General features: G+C 42.5%; 19 protein-coding genes. 10 read left to right on the top strand and 9 right to left on the bottom strand.

What is annotated here, in order from left to right; genetic code table 11:
• Positions 1-126: 126 nt before the first annotated feature.
• Complete coding sequence (gene coaBC, locus C9J12_RS06835; RefSeq protein ID WP_107242151.1) at positions 127-1,350, bottom strand: bifunctional phosphopantothenoylcysteine decarboxylase/phosphopantothenate--cysteine ligase CoaBC; 1,224 nt, start codon at positions 1,348-1,350, stop codon at positions 127-129.
• 264 nt (positions 1,351-1,614) lie between these two features.
• On the opposite strand from coaBC, the gene radC reads away from it, so the two are divergent.
• The 6 genes from radC (at position 1,615) to C9J12_RS06865 (ending at position 5,604) form a co-directional block, all read left to right on the top strand.
• Positions 1,615-2,289, top strand: a complete 675-nt coding sequence (gene radC, locus C9J12_RS06840) for a RadC family protein (RefSeq protein ID WP_107242037.1) — start codon at positions 1,615-1,617, stop codon at positions 2,287-2,289.
• A gap of 172 nt (positions 2,290-2,461) precedes the next feature.
• A complete protein-coding gene (rpmB, locus tag C9J12_RS06845; RefSeq protein ID WP_045031821.1) occupies positions 2,462-2,698 on the top strand; it encodes a 50S ribosomal protein L28 in 237 nt (78 codons plus the stop codon).
• Between the two features lie 14 nt (positions 2,699-2,712).
• Positions 2,713-2,880, top strand: coding sequence for a 50S ribosomal protein L33 (rpmG, locus tag C9J12_RS06850; protein ID WP_002535344.1), 168 nt, complete (start codon positions 2,713-2,715; stop codon positions 2,878-2,880).
• Positions 2,881-3,078: 198 nt separating this feature from the next.
• A complete protein-coding gene (locus tag C9J12_RS06855) occupies positions 3,079-3,570 on the top strand; it encodes a hypothetical protein (protein WP_107242038.1) in 492 nt (163 codons plus the stop codon).
• Between the two features lie 75 nt (positions 3,571-3,645).
• Positions 3,646-4,455, top strand: a complete 810-nt coding sequence (mutM, locus tag C9J12_RS06860; protein ID WP_107242039.1) for a bifunctional DNA-formamidopyrimidine glycosylase/DNA-(apurinic or apyrimidinic site) lyase — start codon at positions 3,646-3,648, stop codon at positions 4,453-4,455.
• Positions 4,456-4,599: 144 nt separating this feature from the next.
• Positions 4,600-5,604 carry an NAD-dependent epimerase gene (locus C9J12_RS06865; protein WP_107242040.1) on the top strand — a complete coding sequence of 335 codons (1,005 nt, stop codon included), beginning with the start codon at positions 4,600-4,602 and terminating at the stop codon, positions 5,602-5,604.
• A gap of 69 nt (positions 5,605-5,673) precedes the next feature.
• Here the strand turns inward: C9J12_RS06865 and coaD are convergent, their stop codons facing one another.
• Positions 5,674-6,159, bottom strand: coding sequence for a pantetheine-phosphate adenylyltransferase (gene coaD, locus C9J12_RS06870; protein ID WP_107242041.1), 486 nt, complete (start codon positions 6,157-6,159; stop codon positions 5,674-5,676).
• 26 nt (positions 6,160-6,185) lie between these two features.
• Positions 6,186-7,238, bottom strand: a complete 1,053-nt coding sequence (locus tag C9J12_RS06875; protein WP_107242042.1) for a glycosyltransferase family 9 protein — start codon at positions 7,236-7,238, stop codon at positions 6,186-6,188.
• Between the two features lie 92 nt (positions 7,239-7,330).
• Between C9J12_RS06875 and C9J12_RS06880 the strand changes: the two genes are divergently transcribed.
• On the top strand, positions 7,331-8,041 hold the full coding sequence (locus C9J12_RS06880) for a 3-deoxy-D-manno-octulosonic acid kinase (protein ID WP_107242043.1): 711 nt from the start codon (positions 7,331-7,333) through the stop codon (positions 8,039-8,041).
• Here C9J12_RS06880 and waaA read toward each other — a convergent pair.
• A complete protein-coding gene (waaA, locus tag C9J12_RS06885) occupies positions 8,020-9,309 on the bottom strand; it encodes a lipid IV(A) 3-deoxy-D-manno-octulosonic acid transferase (protein WP_107242044.1) in 1,290 nt (429 codons plus the stop codon). The two genes, C9J12_RS06880 and waaA, sit on opposite strands and share 22 nt — an antisense overlap.
• A gap of 174 nt (positions 9,310-9,483) precedes the next feature.
• Here waaA and C9J12_RS06890 point away from each other — a divergent pair, with 174 nt between their 5' ends.
• The 3 genes from C9J12_RS06890 (at position 9,484) to C9J12_RS06900 (ending at position 12,434) form a co-directional block, all read left to right on the top strand.
• Positions 9,484-10,539 carry a CDP-glycerol glycerophosphotransferase family protein gene (locus C9J12_RS06890; RefSeq protein ID WP_107242045.1) on the top strand — a complete coding sequence of 352 codons (1,056 nt, stop codon included), beginning with the start codon at positions 9,484-9,486 and terminating at the stop codon, positions 10,537-10,539.
• 170 nt (positions 10,540-10,709) lie between these two features.
• On the top strand, positions 10,710-11,645 hold the full coding sequence (locus tag C9J12_RS06895; protein WP_107242046.1) for a capsular polysaccharide synthesis protein: 936 nt from the start codon (positions 10,710-10,712) through the stop codon (positions 11,643-11,645).
• 21 nt (positions 11,646-11,666) lie between these two features.
• Positions 11,667-12,434 carry a glycosyltransferase family 2 protein gene (locus C9J12_RS06900; protein WP_107242047.1) on the top strand — a complete coding sequence of 256 codons (768 nt, stop codon included), beginning with the start codon at positions 11,667-11,669 and terminating at the stop codon, positions 12,432-12,434.
• 33 nt (positions 12,435-12,467) lie between these two features.
• On the opposite strand, the gene C9J12_RS06905 is transcribed toward C9J12_RS06900, so the two are convergent.
• Genes C9J12_RS06905 through lpxM form a run of 5 tightly spaced genes read right to left on the bottom strand, consistent with a single transcriptional unit; the run spans position 12,468 to position 17,214 of the window.
• Positions 12,468-13,211 carry a glycosyltransferase family 25 protein gene (locus C9J12_RS06905; RefSeq protein WP_107242048.1) on the bottom strand — a complete coding sequence of 248 codons (744 nt, stop codon included), beginning with the start codon at positions 13,209-13,211 and terminating at the stop codon, positions 12,468-12,470.
• 28 nt (positions 13,212-13,239) lie between these two features.
• Positions 13,240-14,322 carry a glycosyltransferase family 4 protein gene (locus C9J12_RS06910; RefSeq protein ID WP_107242049.1) on the bottom strand — a complete coding sequence of 361 codons (1,083 nt, stop codon included), beginning with the start codon at positions 14,320-14,322 and terminating at the stop codon, positions 13,240-13,242.
• A 4-nt stretch (positions 14,323-14,326) separates the two neighbouring features.
• Positions 14,327-15,076 carry a glycosyltransferase family 25 protein gene (locus tag C9J12_RS06915; RefSeq protein WP_107242050.1) on the bottom strand — a complete coding sequence of 250 codons (750 nt, stop codon included), beginning with the start codon at positions 15,074-15,076 and terminating at the stop codon, positions 14,327-14,329.
• A 1-nt stretch (position 15,077) separates the two neighbouring features.
• On the bottom strand, positions 15,078-16,259 hold the full coding sequence (locus C9J12_RS06920; RefSeq protein ID WP_107242051.1) for an O-antigen ligase family protein: 1,182 nt from the start codon (positions 16,257-16,259) through the stop codon (positions 15,078-15,080).
• A gap of 1 nt (position 16,260) precedes the next feature.
• Positions 16,261-17,214: a lauroyl-Kdo(2)-lipid IV(A) myristoyltransferase gene (gene lpxM / locus C9J12_RS06925; protein WP_107242052.1), complete on the bottom strand. Its 954-nt coding sequence runs from the start codon at positions 17,212-17,214 to the stop codon at positions 16,261-16,263.
• Positions 17,215-17,226: the final 12 nt, after the last annotated feature.

The raw sequence follows: 17,226 nt of genomic DNA on the forward strand, positions 1-17,226 counted from the left end.
AGGCCTACGCTTTATATTTGGTCTATTTCGTTTAATTGCTAGTCAGATTAAGGTGTTGGCAATACTACTTTGAATGCATACCGGTAAAGAAAATTCGCTACCTACGCGCGAGTCAAAAATTTAAGCTTAATTCCTTTTATGCTTGCTCTCTTTATACAGCGCGACAATTTCTGTGATTAACTGTTGTCCCAGTGCATTTTTTGATGATAACGGCAGGGCTTTATTGCCGCTTGACCAGAATAAGTGCAGTGCATTGTTTTCACTGTTAAATCCTTGCCCTTGCTGAGACACATCATTGGCGCAGATTAAATCTAAATGCTTGCGAGCCAGTTTACTGCGGGCATATTGCTCTACGTCTTGCGTTTCTGCGGCAAACCCAACAGTAAAGGGACGTTGCACTGATAGAGCGGCAACGCTTGCGACGATATCTGGATTTTTCACCAGCCTTAGTACCATCTCATCTTCATCTGACTTCTTCTTCATTTTGTGCTCTGCGACCGCAACAGGACGAAAATCTGCCACCGCAGCACAGGCAATGAAAATGTCGTGCTCAGTCGCCTGTGCGATTGCTGCTTGATGCATCTGTTCAGCACTTGCTACATCGATACGATTCACCCCAACAGGTGTCGTAAGGCTCACTGGTCCACTGATGAGCGTAACGTTTGCACCGCGTTTAGCGGCTGCTTCCGCGATCGCGAACCCCATTTTTCCAGAACTACGATTGGTAAGGTAGCGCACCGGATCAATGGCTTCTTGGGTTGGACCGGCAGTAATAACAACACTGAGGTTGGTTAGATCGGCGGGTTGAAAGAAATCTTCCGCTAAGTGTACCAATTGCATTGGCTCTAACATACGACCTGGCCCTACATCTCCACAAGCTTGCTCACCACTGGCTGGTCCCCAAATATGGAAGCCACGGCGTTGCAGTGTCGCAATGTTTTCCTGTGTCGCTACATTGAGGTACATCTGTTGATTCATTGCTGGTGATACGGCAATGGGGGAGTCTGTTGCCAAACATAATGTACTGAGTAGATCATTCCCCATGCCCGCACTGATTCGGGCGATAAGATCAGCGGTGGCTGGAGCTAATAAAATTAAGTCAGCCCATTTTGCCAGCTCGATATGCCCCATCGACATTTCAGCAGCAGGATCTAATAAGCTGTCTGATACGGGCCTACCAGAAACGGCCTGCATTGTGAGTGGTGTAATGAATTCTTTTGCCGCTTTGGTCATTACTATCTGTACTTCGGCGCCGCGCTCGATTAAACGACGTGTCAATTCTGCACATTTATAAGCGGCAATACCGCCGCTAATACCAAGAAGTATTTTCTTTCCTGCCAGTGTTTGCATTGTTTTACCCAAATCCATATTGCGTCTAAATCAACGCGATCCAAACCCAAAAAACCTTGCTCATATACTAAATACGATATCACTAAAGGGCTATGGATTCATCGGGAACACACTTCTGGTCATAAGTGTGAAGGCGCGGGGAAAGGTGATTGCCCATTATGTAAGCCTCGATAGAAAGTGCGAAGGCATTCCCATAACCCACAAGATAAATTGAACAGGCAGAGAAAACCCCCTCATTTAAAAGGACAACCAAAAGGGGGATGCATGTCATTAAAGTTATTACCTGAAGAATCTCGTCCACGGGAAAAGCTGCTAACACGTGGCGCAAAAGCATTATCCGATGCGGAATTATTAGCGATCTTTTTACGAACTGGCATTAAAGGAATGAATGCGGTTGAGCTTGCCACCCATTTATTGGCAGAGTTTGGATCGCTTAGAGCGTTATTTGCCGCAGATCAAACACTCTTTTGTTTGCACAAAGGTTTGGGGCCAGCCAAATATGCTCAACTGCAAGCCATAATAGAAATGAGCCAGCGACATTTGGAAGAAACACTGAAGGAAGGAGATGTGCTGACCAGCCCACAGCATACTCGGCATTATTTGAGCCAATTATTACGCGATCGGCATCGTGAAGTTTTTTACGTTTTATTTCTTGATAATCAACATCGGGTGATTGCTGGAGAAGTTTTATTTGAGGGAACAATAAATTCTGCCGCGGTTTATCCAAGAGAAATTGTAAAAAGATCGTTGGAATTTAATGCAGCCGCTCTTATTTTAGCGCATAATCACCCGTCAGGCGTAGCTGAACCTAGTCAGTCAGACCTCCGAATTACACGAACAATCAGCGATGCGCTGGCTTTAGTCGATATTCGTGTACTAGATCATTTTATTGTAGGTGATGGAGATATTGTCTCTTTTTCCGAACAAGGTTGGCTATAAAATAAGCTAATTTTGATAAAAAAGATGAGAAAGGGTCGCTCGGGACTTGAGCAACTGGTTTTGACTTAGTATAATGCGCGACCTTTGATAGCTATGATTATATGTGAAAAGCTTTTTCACATTGAATTAATCATAGTAGATATCGAGCTGAAACGATTTGGAGAAGACAGTAATGTCCCGAGTATGCCAAGTAACTGGCAAGCGTCCTGTAACGGGTAACAACCGTTCACACGCACGTAATGCCACCAAGCGTCGTTTTCTGCCGAACCTGCAAACTCATCGTTTCTGGGTAGAAAGCGAAAAACGCTTCGTTAAACTACGTCTTACCGCTAAAGGTATGCGTATCATCGACAAGAAAGGTATTGATATCGTTCTTGCAGAGATGCGTGTCCGCGGCGAGAACGTTTAAGAGGAATTTGAACAATGGCTAAAGGCATTCGTGAGAAGATCCGTCTAGTATCATCAGCTGGTACAGGCCACTTCTACACTACAGATAAGAACAAGCGTAACATGCCAGGCAAATTTGAGATCAAGAAATTTGATCCAGTAGTTCGCCAGCACGTTATGTACAAAGAAGCTAAAATCAAGTAATTGATTTGACATTCTTTGATAAAAACCCAGTTTAGACTGGGTTTTTTTATACCTAAAATTTGCCTCCAATATTACCTACCAAAATTATTTATTTCCTCGCGAAATTGACCTTATTCCTTTAGTGTTATGATTCAAGTCGTTAACACTCGACGCTATACTAATTGTTATTACGACAAGACATACGCAAGGAAAAGCCCAATGAGATTGTCACGACGTGGCTGGAATAATGTCATCATAGTCGCGGTTGTTATCTTCATTGCTATGATACAGCTGCCCGATCTAATTAAAGCCCGCTTAGCGTCGTCTGATGAAGCGTCACCTGCTGAAGTAGCGTCGCCCATTTTGCATTCTTTATTACCCGCTAAAGCGACTATTTCTCAATTAGTCTTACCTCATCATCAAATTATGAAGAAAGAGGGTATCTGGGTATCAGTACCGAGTATCAATACAGAGCCTCAAGTATGGGTTGATCATTGGCAGTCTATTGCTGGTACGCCAGTGAATGATGACATGATGGTGAAGTTAAAAAGCCAGCTTACGTCACCCCGTACGGTTGAAATCTGGTTACAATCAGCCGAAGAACCGATACGGGTGACGGTATATCAACAGCCGCAGTTCTGGTTGTTAAAGAGCTGGCAGGGTAGTTGGATCGCTATATCTGTAGAGGAAGCTTATCTTTTTCCTCTTTAATGCGATGCCAATGTTCATGAAGACGACAATGTTCATGAAGGTGCCAGCCTCCGCTCACAATAGACGAGAGACATAATGCCTGAATTACCGGAAGTTGAAGTAAGCCGTATGGGGATCACTCCGCATGTGGTTGGTCAAACCGTGACTAAAATTATTGTCCGGAATCCTAAATTACGCTGGCCGATCCCTGAGGAAATTCAGCAAATAGAAGGGCAGGTGATTCGAAAGGTGACTCGTCGAGCTAAATATCTACTGTTACATACCGATGTGGGGTATGCCATCGTGCACCTTGGTATGTCGGGGAGTTTGCGAATTTTACTTGCTTCCATTCCGCCAGAAAAGCATGACCATGTTGATTTAGTGCTATCGAGTGGTGAGGTGCTACGTTATAACGACCCTCGTCGCTTTGGAGCGTGGTTATGGGAATTGCCTGACCTTGACCATAAAGTATTGAGTCAACTCGGCCCTGAGCCGCTTAGCAATGATTTTACCGCTGAATACTTACAAGAGAGGGCGAAGGGTAAGCGCACGGCAATAAAGCAGTTCATCATGGATAATAAAGTGGTGGTGGGCGTCGGGAATATTTACGCGAATGAGTCGTTATTTAGTGCGGGTATCCATCCGAAACGCGCTGCTGGTGAAATATCACCTGAAAAAATCGCGTTGTTTGTTGATGAAATTAAATCGGTACTCGCGTTTGCGATTGAACAAGGCGGAACGACGTTGAAAGACTTCAAAAATGCAGACGGCAAACCCGGTTACTTTGCTCAGGAGCTGCAAGTCTACGGTAAAGGCGGAAAGCCCTGTCCCCGCTGTGATAATCCGTTAAGTGAAATGAAAATTGGTCAGCGAGCCAGTGTGTTTTGCAGTGAGTGCCAGAAGTAGGATCAATTAGGTTTAACCTGGGCCTCAACATTATTGATGGTATTTATCGGAAGATGCCATACCGTACAAGCACGTGCAGTGCTATGATCCATTCATTGTTGAATTTGTAACAGTTAGATTTCTGTTTGGGTAAGAAGCGTTTATATGAAATATTTAGTAACTGGTGCTGCTGGTTTTATCGGTAGTGCTGTCTCTGAGCGCCTTTGCGCCCAAGGTCATGAAGTCATTGGTATCGATAATCTGAATGATTACTACGATGTCTCATTAAAACACGCACGCCTTGATCGTGCGGAGCATGACAAATTTACATTCGTAGAATTAGATCTGGCCGATCGTGACGGTATGGCTGCGTTATTTGCTGATCAGCAGTTTGACCGTGTTATTCATTTGGCGGCGCAAGCGGGCGTGCGTTATTCAATAGATAACCCAATGGCTTATGCTGATAGTAACCTGGTTGGGCACCTCGCGATTCTTGAAGGCTGCCGCCATAACAAGGTAAAACACTTGGTGTATGCTTCATCGAGTTCGGTTTACGGTCTGAATCAAAAAATGCCATTCAATACCAGTGATAGCGTCGATCATCCGATTTCTCTTTATGCTGCGACAAAAAAATCGAATGAACTGATGGCACACACGTATTCACATTTATACGATGTTCCAACCACTGGGCTGCGTTTCTTTACCGTCTATGGTCCCTGGGGGCGTCCTGATATGGCGCTGTTTAAGTTCACTAAAGCGATTGTCGATGGTGAGCAAATTGATGTGTACAACAACGGTGATATGCGCCGTGATTTTACCTATATCGATGATATTGTCGAAGGTATCATGCGTATTCAAGATGTGATCCCACAGAAGAACCCTGACTGGACCGTTGAAGCAGGCTCGCCTGCAACAAGCTCTGCACCTTATAAAGTGTATAACATTGGTCATGGTAGCCCTGTAAAATTGATGGATTATATTGAAGCGCTTGAAGATGCACTAGGTATTGAAGCGAAGAAAAACTTCATGCCAATGCAGCCTGGGGATGTATATGCGACCTATGCTGATACTGAAGACCTATTCAAGACGATCAATTATCAGCCTGCAGTGAAAGTGAAAGAGGGCGTGAAAGCGTTCGTTGATTGGTATCGTGTATTCTACAAGTGCTAATCAGCTAGATTATATTCAGATATAAAAAAAGGAGCCTTAGGCTCCTTTCTTAATTGGTATCATTTTTAGTTACTTAGTATGTAACTTAGCATTCAGTGCACCAGTAATTCGCAAATCAACAAACTGGCTAACATCGCCTTTATGTAACGCGACTTCTTTAACGATGGTTGACGAAATAAACGAATTTTCTTCTGAAGGCGTTAAAAAGACGGTTTCTAGCTCTGGCATTAAACGGCGGTTCATATTTGCGAGCTGGAATTCATATTCAAAGTCAGATACTGCACGTAACCCACGCACCAATATGTCTGCATTAGACTCTTTCGCAAAATCAACGAGTAGACCCGAGAAGCCAACAATTTCGACATTCGGTAAGTGTTTGGTGATGGCTTGTGTTAGCGCAACACGCTCTTGCAAATCAAATAAGGGTTTCTTGCTGGGACTTGCTGCAATACCAACAACCACATGATCGAACATTGCTGCCGCACGCTCAATCAAATCGAGGTGACCGTTAGTGATTGGATCAAAAGTACCTGGGTAAATTACACGTGTTGTCATTTTCATCTTCCAGTCAATTAAATACGTTAACGTTGCGTTGCTGTTGAGAGTAAGCCTGCTAGGATCTTTTTAACGTGCTCGATACTAATGTCTTGCATTAAATCCGTTCCCTTTACGCGAGTACCCCAAGGTAAATCATTAACTGGTTTACCTTGCTGTTCTTCAACATGTTGTTCGTAAACGCTTGCGACAATATCAAGACTATTGTAAGGCCCCGTTCTTTTTGGGTTACTGTGCGCATAGAGGCCGATCACTGGTGTGCCCTGTGTTGTCGCGAGATGTGCTGGTCCCGTATCCGGAGCTAAAACGACATCAGCTTGCCCCAATAGCGCCGTTAATTGTTTTAGGTTTGTTTGGCCAATTAGGTTTACGACGGGGTGTTGGCAATGTTGCTCAATGCTTTTGCCTAGATTTATTTCTCTAGGGGCAGGAGAGCCGCACAACAGCACTTGCATCCCTTGTTGGTTGGCATAGTCTGCGATGTCGGCGTAGCGTTCTGTAAGCCAATTGCGTTCATCTTTACTTGCGGCAGGCGAGATGAGTAAGGTCTTTTTATTTGCCGTATAATGTTTGGCAAATTGAATATCTTCATCTGTAAGAGGGATATTCCAACTTGGTGTGGTAAACGGCACACCAATATAACGTGCAAAATCGGCAAAGTTATCTAAAACATGAAATGAGTCAGTATTAGGAAGATGCTTATTAGTGAAAAGCCATTGACCTTCTTTTGTGCGATTACGGCTAAAACCAACACGGTACTTCGCTTTTATGCCTAAAGATAATGCACTAGCACGTATTGCGGCTTGCATATGCAGTAATGCATCGAACTTTTGTCCTTTTAATGCACTCCACACTGCCTGCATGCCTTTTAAACCCGCTTTCTTATCGAAGGTAACAACCTTGATGCCGGGTAAATTACCAATGAGTTGAGTTTCTATTTTTCCAGTGACCCATGTGATGTCCGTGTCTGGCCAGTGCTGTTGGATGGCTTGCACAACAGCGATAGCATGGCAAACATCTCCGATCGCAGATAGTCGTAGAATACATAGCGATTTTGGAGGAGAAGAAAATAGTGCCATGGCTGATACCCAAGAATAAATTGAAGAAGTAATTATGCAGTTCATTCAGGGGATTGTAAAATGATGGCGCCTAATCTATCAGGAGTTTTACCGTGGAAGAATTGTGTTTTGATAACCAGCGCATTTGGTTTGATCCGAACTTATTACAAGAAGACCCAAAAGCATGTTTTGATGCGTCTTTTTGGCAGCAGCAAGGAAGAGTGATTGGTTCGGCGCAAGGGCGTGGTACAACGTGGTTTGTTCAAGGTGAAACGTTACCTATGGCATTACGACATTATCGCCGTGGTGGGTTGTTCGGTAAATTGATTGAAGATGCCTATGTGTTCACGGGGTGGGAAAAAACCCGTTGTGCTGAAGAAGTGGCGTTACTGTCGACACTTGCCGCTGGGGGGGTGAATGTGCCTCGCCCGGTAGCTGCACGAGCAACACGTCATGGGCTGGTATACCGAGCAGATTTACTGGTCGAAAAGATTGAGAGTGCTCAGGATTTAGTGGCTTTGTTGCAACAAGCAATGCTACCTGATCATGTGTGGTGTGCCATTGGGCGCACGGTTCGTAAGATGCATGATTTACAGGTGTGCCATACCGATCTTAACGCGCACAATATTTTGGTGGATAGTCGTGAATTGGTGTGGCTGATCGATTTTGATAAATGCTATACGCAAGAGGGCGAAGCGTGGAAGGCGAAGAATTTGTCACGCTTACATCGCTCTTTCATCAAAGAGCAAGGCAAGCGTAACATTCATTTCTCTGCCGCAAGCTGGCAAGTACTGTGTCAGGGCTATGAGCTGCCTGATAATTGATCCACGATAGCTGATACTGTTTTATTTACAGCGCCTTGGTTTTGTTTGACCACGGCCAAGGCTGCTTTCCCCATTGTCGCTTTCTGCTCGGGGTGATCGAATAACTGAATAAGCTGTTGCGCTAGCATTTGACTATCTTCACATACCCACACCGCTTCTGCTTGGCGCAGTTGCTCCGTTATATCGGTGAAATTGTAGTAACTAGGCCCCGTAATCGCGGGTTTACTTAATGCCGCTGGCTCCAATAAGTTGTGGCCCCCGACAGCGTTGCCGATCAAGCTTCCTCCCATAAATGTAATGTCGGCAGCCCCCAACATAACTAGCATCTCTCCCATCGTATCAGCCAAATACACCTGTGTACTTGCGGTGATAGGTTTAGTTTGTGTACGACGAACACACTCAAAGCCATTTTGGGTGCACAATTGTTCCACATCGTTAAAACGTTCTGGGTGGCGAGGTACCAAGATCAATAGGCTATCTGGTTTGGTATTGAGTACTGATTGAAAAGCCGCTAAAACGTGTTCATCTTCCCCTTTGTGGGTGCTGGCGGCAACCCATACTGGTCGCTGTATACCTATCGAGTCGCGTAAAGTATTGGCTTGTTGCACGATGGTATCGGCTATTTCAATGTCGTACTTTATCGAACCAGTCACAGATACGCGTTCGGTTGGTAGCCCTAATTGTTTGAAGCGCTCTGCATCATCGGAGTGAAGGCACAATACATGATCGAGGTGCTTAGCCAGTAAATTAAACACAGGTTGGAATTGTTGATAACGAGCAGCGGAACGGGCTGATAAGCGGGCGTTCATCACCATTACTGGTATCTTGTTCTTATGGACGGTCGCGAGGGTGTTGGGCCACAGCTCAGTCTCCATGATTAACATGACTGAGGGCTGAATGTTTTTTAAAAAGCCTCGTACACACCATGCGAAATCTAACGGCATGTAGCGGTGTTCTACCAAGCCCCCCAGTTTTGAAACTTGTTCTGCACCTGTGCTGGTGGTGGTGGTAACTACTATTGGTGTGTTTGGGTATTGCAGCTTAAGTGCCTTTATCACTGGAATAGCAGCAATGGATTCACCTACAGAGACTGCATGTATCCAAATTGGTGATTGATCCGCTTTGGTTGTTAATGGCGGGGTAAAGCCAAAATGTTCTTTCCAGCGTGAGCCAAACGAAGGCTTTCCTTCTTTTTTTTTGTACAAACCAAAAAGGAGAAATGGCGAAGCCAAGGCGAGTAATAAGGTATATAAGCAACGAATGAACACACAGTTACCTAAGCGTGATGAGTCGGAATTGATGATTGTAAACGAGAACCTTAAATTACTGATAGCCTATTGTTGAAGGTGTGATCACCTTGATAAGATTTTTTCTGATAACTGGCTAGTAATGCGCTAAAATTGCGAACTGAAATTATTCATTTTTGTTAGGGTTTTTAAGGAATGCAATCATCCACAGCAGGTGGTTCGGCTGACGGCGGATCATATCGATTTCTGCTTTATGTCGAGCAAAATTACTCTTTTGCTATCCTTCGTCCTCTTCAAGCTGCTGCTATCGCTGCTGGTCATCAAGTGCAATGGTTATTGGTGGGTGATGATGTATCGGCATCTTTTTTGGCTCTGAATGAAACATGCTGTGCATCAGTGAAAGCGGCGGTTGACTACCAACCACATGCGGTATTTGTACCGGGTGATCGCGTGCCTTCTTTTATTCCTGGATTAAAAGTTGAAGTCTTTCATGGGTTAAATGAAAGTAAGCGAGGTAATGAATACCCAGAGCGCGGCATGTTTGATCTGTTTTGTACTGAAGGTCATGGACGTACCAAGATGCTGCAACCTCTCGCCGAAGAACGTGGTTATTTTCAGGTGAAAGAAACGGGATGGATTAAACTCGATAGTTTGTTGAATTACAAACAAACCGAGACGTTTGCTCGTCCTCAAATTCTGTTTGCTTCCACATTTACCCCCAGCTTGTCGTGTGCCGCCTCTGTGTATGATGAAATTAAAGCACTCAGCCAAGATAAATGCTGGCACTGGCTTGTAACTTTACATCCCAAAATCGACCCGCAAACAGCTGAGAAATACCGTCAGTTAGAGAGTGAGAATCTTACTTTCTTTGATAACGATAAAGTGATTGAATTATTACATCGTGCAGATGTAATGGTGTGTGATAACTCTTCAATTTTTCAAGAATTTTTATTGCTCAATAAGCCGGTAGTGACAGTAAATAACCGTGAACCACAAGCCTGTTTTATCAATATTACAACACCGGATGCATTAGCTGGTGCTATAGAGCAAGCATTAGCGCCTAGTGATGAACTACTATCGGCGATTAAACAATATGGACCGAATATTACGCCTTATTTAGATGGGCAATCTTCGCAACGTGTTTTAGCGGTGGTGACTGAGATGTTAGCGGCGGGTTGGCAAAATACAAAACCAGCAAACCTGTTTCGTAATTTAAAAATGCGCAAAAAAATGCATTATTGGAAGTGGTAAACACAATGAGAAAGCACACTTTATTCATCATCTTGATTACCAAAAATGAAGCTGACCGTGATTTAACTGAATGATTACTTGCATCATTATGAGGTCGGGTAAAGTGTAGATTACTCACGGTAATTTTAAAATTTAGGTGTACTAAACGTTGGGCTATTGAGGTATAGGTTATGGCATTCTGGCATCGTGAAATGAAAGAGTATCTGAGAGTTATTAAATGTCGGTTTAAGCGGAGAGTGCACTTAACGTCGGAAGAAATTCAAGGTGCCCAGCTAGCGTTATCGTTATTATCGGAGCCAGTTATTTCTGACGGGGAAAATAAAGTTGTTTGGATGTTTTGGGACTCTGGGCTAGATAGTGCTCCGGATCTTGTTAAGCTAAGTTATCAAACATGGGTTAAGTATAATCCTGATTATCAAGTTATTTTACTTGATAATAATAATATTCAATCCTACCTTGGATTTGACTTTTTTGCTGTATTTAACGCAGTAACTATCGATCTTGGTTCCGCTGGAAAAAGTGATTTGTTAAGACTGTATTTACTCAGTCGTTTTGGTGGGGTGTGGGCTGATGCAACAACATTTTGTAAAAGGTCATTAACTGAATGGTTAGATATATCATCAACGGGATTTTTTTGTTTTCGGGAAAAATCATCAGATGATCGGCAACTAGTTTCTTGGTTTATAGCTGCATATAAAGGCCACCCAATTATTCAAGATTTGTTACAGGAGAGTCTTTGTTATTTGACTAAGAAACGAGATGTAAATCTCGATGTGAGAGGGTTGAAATCTACTCGTTTGTTAGCGAAAAATACAGGTTTGATCCACTACAGTAATAGTGGGTTCTCTTTATTATCGTTTTTAGAAAAAAAATACTGTACGCCTTATTTTTGGATGTTTTATTTATTTAATGAGGTGGTAAAGAAAGAGCAGCATCAAAATGTTTGGCAAACAATTACCGAAATGGATAATCATTATGCTGAGCTTGATGATGATTTCTCAATCTTTTGTGAAAGTGTTGTTTCTAAGCAAACATACCGAAGTAAATATATTACTCAAGTATTATATCAACAACGAAACAAGCATATAGTTGAGTATCTTAAATAGAAGTATAGGAGTCGGTTGATAGTGGGAAAGCATTCGTTATCGGTCATATTAATTACAAAAAATGAAGCGGACCGTGTGGTAGCGTGTTTACAGTCAGTGGCTACTATTGCTGATGAAATTATAGTGCTGGATAGCGGTTCTACGGATGAAACAGTGACGATCTGCCAAGAATATACCGACAATGTGTCGATTACTGATTGGCCAGGATTTGGTAAGCAAAAACAGCGTGCGCTGGATAAAGCCACATGTGATTGGGTGCTATCGATAGATGCCGATGAAGCACTAGATGCTGATATGCAGCAGGCGCTAGTGGCACTTCTTGATCAGGACGTAATTGAACCGACGGCTTACAAATTGCCTTGGGGGGTTACTCTCTATGGTAAAACCTTGAAATATGGTCGCAGCGCACGTTCAGTTTTGCGTTTATTCAAACGTGAGGGCTCACGTTATACCCTAGATGAAGTACATGAAACGGTAATCCCGGTTGAAGGTAGTATCGGATCTCTTTCGGGGTTATTACTGCATTATACTCATCGTGATTATGGGCATGGTTTAGATAAGTCTTCGCAATATGCTTGGCTAGGGGCGCAAAAATATCACCGTAAAGGTAAGCGTTCGCACGGGTTGGGATTAGCTTTGCTAAGGGCTATTTGGACTTTTTTCCATATTTACATTTTACGCCGCGGCTTCATGGACGGCAGCGTAGGCTTCATCATGGCGATGACCTACGCTCAAGTGAACTTCAACAAGTATGTGGGTTTGTGGTTGTTGGAAAAAGGACGAAGTTAAGCAATGCTGCGATAGCACTTTTCATATATAAGGTTATCGCAGTTTTTTACGTTTATTCTGTAGAAAGAAAAGCCCTTGAGTACATAGATTGAAGATGATACTTCGTATCTTATAACTGATACACATGAGTCGAGTGACAAGACTCTTTTTTTGCTTTCTTTTTCGTTTACCTATTATTGAAGTGTCAGTACCCACAGTGACATGAAATGGTTCAAGACTGTATATGGGTTGTTGATGCATCCAAACATTACGTATGAAAACATCGACAGGCAAAGAGATATGTTCACTATTATTTAACAGTTTCTTTGCGGCTATCGGAGATATCGCATAGCAAGTCGCGCATTGAGGGACTTTAAAATAATTGAAAAGGGTCATTCCATTGGTTGACTTAACTTTATATTGAGGTTTTTTGTTACCATCTTCTAAGCGAATGAAATGATAATCATCAATAAGTTTTTCACATTCGTCGAGTGCTTGAACTGCCCCCTCTTTTAGGCGAAAGTCGTCTTCAAAAATAACGATAGATTCATTGAGTTCTATGCATTTTTTCCATGCTAGCATGTGACTCGCGTAACACCCTAGCTCACCCAGTACGGCTTTGCGCCCATAATTATAGATGAACTCTCGCTCATTATATAAAGCTAAAAGGTGAGGATCAGCTTTTCGCCCATCAATTCCATCAATAAATTCAAAATTAAGCTTATGTTCTTTTAATAACGTAGATACTTTTTCTCGTCGTTCTACACTATTTAATAAGCTTAATACAAAAATTTTCATATTATCCCTTGAAAATTGATTATTTAAGTTAATCGTTAACTAATAATGATGAGAAAAAATGAATATGTTTTTCAACAGTTTGCGTTGCATTGAATTCTTTATTGAGTTTTTGTTTGGCCGCAAGACTAAAGGTGTGAATTTTTTTTCTATCACTGATCAGTTTATTCATTGCTTCGGCGAAGGCTGTTGCATCTCCTGTTGGAACGACGTAACCGGAGACGCCGTCATCGACGAGTTCAGGGGAACCCCCTGTTGTAGTAACCACTGATGTTGTGCCATTTGCCATAGCTTCAATGATTGTGCGAGGAAGCCCTTCACCGCTAATTGACGGTTGTACCTGAAAATCTGCCATGGCCATGATTGATGGCACGTCTTGGCGGTGACCGACAACATGAATACGCGAAGACATCGGGCTTTGTTTTATTTGATCTAAATGGGGTTCAAAACCACTGCCAACTAATAACAAATGAAAATTCGGGTTATTAATGTGGTGAGTCGCTTCAATCAGAACGGATATGCCTTTGCTTGGGCGAACATGAGCGGCACATACCGCGACAATCGTATCTTCGCCTAAACCGAAGTCTCCACGTTTAGTGGGTTCGACTTTGTACCAATCAAGTTGGTGACCCTTGTATATCGTGGTTACGTTTTCCTTAAATTGCCACACACGTTGGCGAACATCATCACGAACAGCATTGGACACACAGACGATACCACTGACTTTTGGGTGAAGGTGGGTTAAATAGGCACTTGGATCATGACGATATAGCCCTCCCGTTGTACCACGATAGGTGACCATTTTGGCTTTTGTACCAATGCAGGCGAAAGCGGCATTTGGGATGGTTTTTGAGTTGAAACCATAGCAAATATCATAATCCCCGTCTTTCAATTCGTGATGGATCGTTTTGATCGTCGTAGGGCAAATTTTCTTTGTTGGATAGCAATCAATGACCTTTACCCCATTATCTCGAAAGCGCGCGACATAATCTGCGTCACCTTGGGTCACGACGGTGACTTGATGACCTTGCTTGACCATTTCGATGAACATCTCTGCCTCAGGGCGAACGCTGTTCCAGGCGTGTTTGTAAGAGCTGGCAATGAGTATTTTCATCTGATTACTTCACTTTATGGTTCATTTTATATTTGAAATTATGGGTTTCGCGACGCAGTAGTTCTTTAACGCTGAACCATTCTCGCTTTAAACGTGCGAATAGTTTACGAGGTGGTTTTTTACCATATCCTATATCTGAATCAAAAATAGGGTCATTGGTTAGGCAGGCGGGAATGGTACCAAAACATTCAACTTCGTTTACCCAAAAACGATCCATGTAAATATCTACTGCCATGTACCAACGCTGAGAATGTTGAAGTAGCTTCTTCGCACCGTTAGGTGTTAAAAAATAACCTGTTGCACTCATGTGTCCTTTGTTGAATTTACAAATGGATGTAGAGCTAAATTGTTGTTCTACCTCAGAACAATAGTTTTTTCTTTTATTAGAAAAGAGGCGAATGCATTCATATTTTTTATCTAGTGTAGATGTTTTTTCGATGAACTCTAGGAATGGTTCTGAGTGTATTAGTGCATCATCTTCAATGATGATAAGAGGGTGATCGAGATCTACACATTTTTGCCACATAAGGTAGTGACTGGCGTAGCAACCTATCTGACCTTTACTGAGTGATTTTTCTCTGTATTTTTTACTCAATTTATCGTCATACATACTAAAAAGAGGGTGTTGTTCAGTATGACCATTAATTGCAGAAAAAAAGTGAGGTTGTAAGCCAAGCTTGGTGAGTTGGGCTTGGATATTATTTTTTCTGTCGAGCGAAGACGCTAAATTAATTACATAAATATCGCAGCTCATTCTACAAACTCTTCTCTTTGTCGTTGTAGTTTATCAAACCACAAATGAGTAATAAATACATTGATAATGTCTGCCCATGGTTGAATGGCACATCAGTCAATGAAGCTATGGCGAACAAGCTAACTATGCCAATTATTTTGTATTTTCTATTCGTGGAAACGTATTTTACTTGTGTTATTGGAACAATAATCAAGACTAAAAAGAGCAATAAACCGAACACCCCATTTTTAATCAATTTGTCTAAGTATTGATTATGGTAATGTGCGGGCTTAAAGTTAAATAGTTCTTTTGAAATAAAGCCTAGCTTGTAAAGTTCATCGAATCGTAATGCATGCCTATCCCCTAACCCTAAGATGTAGTTATCTTGTAGCATATCAGGTGCCAGTTTCCACATTTGAAAACGTAAACCGATAGAGGTATTTAAGTTACCAGATGTGATTGCATTTACTTCTGCTTGGGTTTGTTCAATACGTTGTTCTAGTTGTGGTTTAGCCATGAAACCGATACTTAGAAACGCGGTAAGCCCAATAGTGGCATACTTCCAGTTGATGCCTTTATTTTTGACTTTGAGCAAAAGAATGATGGCCGCGGTGATGGTAAAACCGAGCCAAATACCACGTGTTTCTGTGAATATGACGCCTGTGAGGCTCAACGTGAGTGCTAAGATTGCTTGTAATCTCACGCTTAATGATGATGTTCTTGATAACTGTGCAATAGCCAGCACACCAAATACTGCACACATGGTTGCGAAAGGGATAGCATTGATAGGCCAATTACTACGACCAACGTTAAGGTATAAATTATAGTAGCATGCATATGCTAGACATAAAGACGATCCTAGAAGTGTTAAACCTAATAATACTTTTTGGGTTAACAGCTCTCTTGGGAAGCAAATTAAAAACAAGGAGGCGCCAATCAAGGCGCGAATTTCTCGCGAGCTACCGCCGTGGTAATAGTAAGAAAATAATGCGTACCCAGTAATAACTAACAGCAACCATAAGGTTTTGTCATTTCTAAGGTTTTCTTTAATTGGAGCCAATCCGCGATGAATTAGGGTGGCGATTATGGCGATCACCATCATGATGATCATTGTTTTGTCGCTATTACGCAGCACTAACAACCCGGTAGAAAGCCAGATATAGGGCAATAACATCAGTAATTTAAAAATATTTGCTTTATTCATATTAGTTGTTGCTCTGATATGGATTCTTCCCGCCCTCAGGGCGAGTTTTTAATAAACGTAAAATCCACATATATTGTTCTGGACGTTCCGTAACGTATTGTTCAATGCATTGATTCATCATACGAGCATCGCTCTCTTCACTGCCAGTAGGGAATGGTAGTGCAGGGTAAAAATCGAGTTCGTATTTTCCGGTTGCACTGTTGTACATAGAAAACAGAGGGACAATCTTGGCGCGGCTCAGTTTTGACAAACGGCCTAAGCCTGCCATTGTGGCTTTGGTGGTGCCAAAGAAATCAACAAATACACTGTGCTCTGGGCCTAAATCTTCATCGGGCAGGTAATAACCAAGGTAGCCTTCGCGAATCGATTTAATGAAAGGCTTGATACCTCCATCACGTTCGTAAATTCGACCACCGTATTGCACGCGTTGTTTGTGCATTAACCAATCAGATACCTGATTTTTTTGTTTCTTGGCCATTGCTGAAACGGGGAGCCCACGGGACGCAAGCAGTACGGCGGGAATATCAATGGCCCAAGTGTGAGGAACTAATAAAATAACACTTTGGTTTTGATCTGTCAGTGATGTTAAATGTTCTTCACCGCGAACCAGCGTATTATTTTCTAGCCACTGTTTATTGCGAACAGATAACGAGGCAAACCCCATTAGAAAGGTGCCCGCTGTAATGGTGCTTTGTCGCAACATTTCTTCGCGCTCCTCGTGTGTTTTTTCTGGAAAACACATCTCAAGGTTAACGCGAGCACGGCGGTTTGATTTATTTTTTAACTTAATGGATTGATTGGCAAACAGAGTGGCAATAGCACGTCTGAAAGTGTGTGGTAGCAGGCAAAGCAGTGATGCTAGCATTACGGCTAGCCAAGTACCCCAATATTTGGGGTGTAAAAATCCCCATTTGAATTCAGGGTTATATGCTTGTTTATCGTAGTGATCTTTCATTGAGCTTCTTCG

This window comes from Photobacterium frigidiphilum, from assembly GCF_003025615.1.
In the GTDB taxonomy this organism is placed as follows: domain Bacteria; phylum Pseudomonadota; class Gammaproteobacteria; order Enterobacterales; family Vibrionaceae; genus Photobacterium; species Photobacterium frigidiphilum.

Excerpts from the sequence above, each read along its gene's own strand:
- coaD (WP_107242041.1), bottom strand. The coding sequence starts at position 6,159 with ATGACAACACGTGTAATTTACCCAGGTACTTTTGATCCAATCACTAAC.
- rpmG (WP_002535344.1), top strand. The coding sequence starts at position 2,713 with ATGGCTAAAGGCATTCGTGAGAAGATCCGTCTAGTATCATCAGCTGGT.
- C9J12_RS06920 (WP_107242051.1), bottom strand. The coding sequence starts at position 16,259 with ATGAATAAAGCAAATATTTTTAAATTACTGATGTTATTGCCCTATATC.
- lpxM (WP_107242052.1), bottom strand. The coding sequence starts at position 17,214 with ATGAAAGATCACTACGATAAACAAGCATATAACCCTGAATTCAAATGG.
- C9J12_RS06875 (WP_107242042.1), bottom strand. The coding sequence starts at position 7,238 with ATGGCACTATTTTCTTCTCCTCCAAAATCGCTATGTATTCTACGACTA.
- radC (WP_107242037.1), top strand. The coding sequence starts at position 1,615 with ATGTCATTAAAGTTATTACCTGAAGAATCTCGTCCACGGGAAAAGCTG.
- C9J12_RS06865 (WP_107242040.1), top strand. The coding sequence starts at position 4,600 with ATGAAATATTTAGTAACTGGTGCTGCTGGTTTTATCGGTAGTGCTGTC.
- coaBC (WP_107242151.1), bottom strand. The coding sequence starts at position 1,350 with ATGCAAACACTGGCAGGAAAGAAAATACTTCTTGGTATTAGCGGCGGT.
- rpmB (WP_045031821.1), top strand. The coding sequence starts at position 2,462 with ATGTCCCGAGTATGCCAAGTAACTGGCAAGCGTCCTGTAACGGGTAAC.
- C9J12_RS06890 (WP_107242045.1), top strand. The coding sequence starts at position 9,484 with ATGCAATCATCCACAGCAGGTGGTTCGGCTGACGGCGGATCATATCGA.
- C9J12_RS06910 (WP_107242049.1), bottom strand. The coding sequence starts at position 14,322 with ATGAAAATACTCATTGCCAGCTCTTACAAACACGCCTGGAACAGCGTT.
- C9J12_RS06915 (WP_107242050.1), bottom strand. The coding sequence starts at position 15,076 with ATGAGCTGCGATATTTATGTAATTAATTTAGCGTCTTCGCTCGACAGA.
- C9J12_RS06895 (WP_107242046.1), top strand. The coding sequence starts at position 10,710 with ATGGCATTCTGGCATCGTGAAATGAAAGAGTATCTGAGAGTTATTAAA.
- C9J12_RS06905 (WP_107242048.1), bottom strand. The coding sequence starts at position 13,211 with ATGAAAATTTTTGTATTAAGCTTATTAAATAGTGTAGAACGACGAGAA.
- mutM (WP_107242039.1), top strand. The coding sequence starts at position 3,646 with ATGCCTGAATTACCGGAAGTTGAAGTAAGCCGTATGGGGATCACTCCG.
- C9J12_RS06855 (WP_107242038.1), top strand. The coding sequence starts at position 3,079 with ATGAGATTGTCACGACGTGGCTGGAATAATGTCATCATAGTCGCGGTT.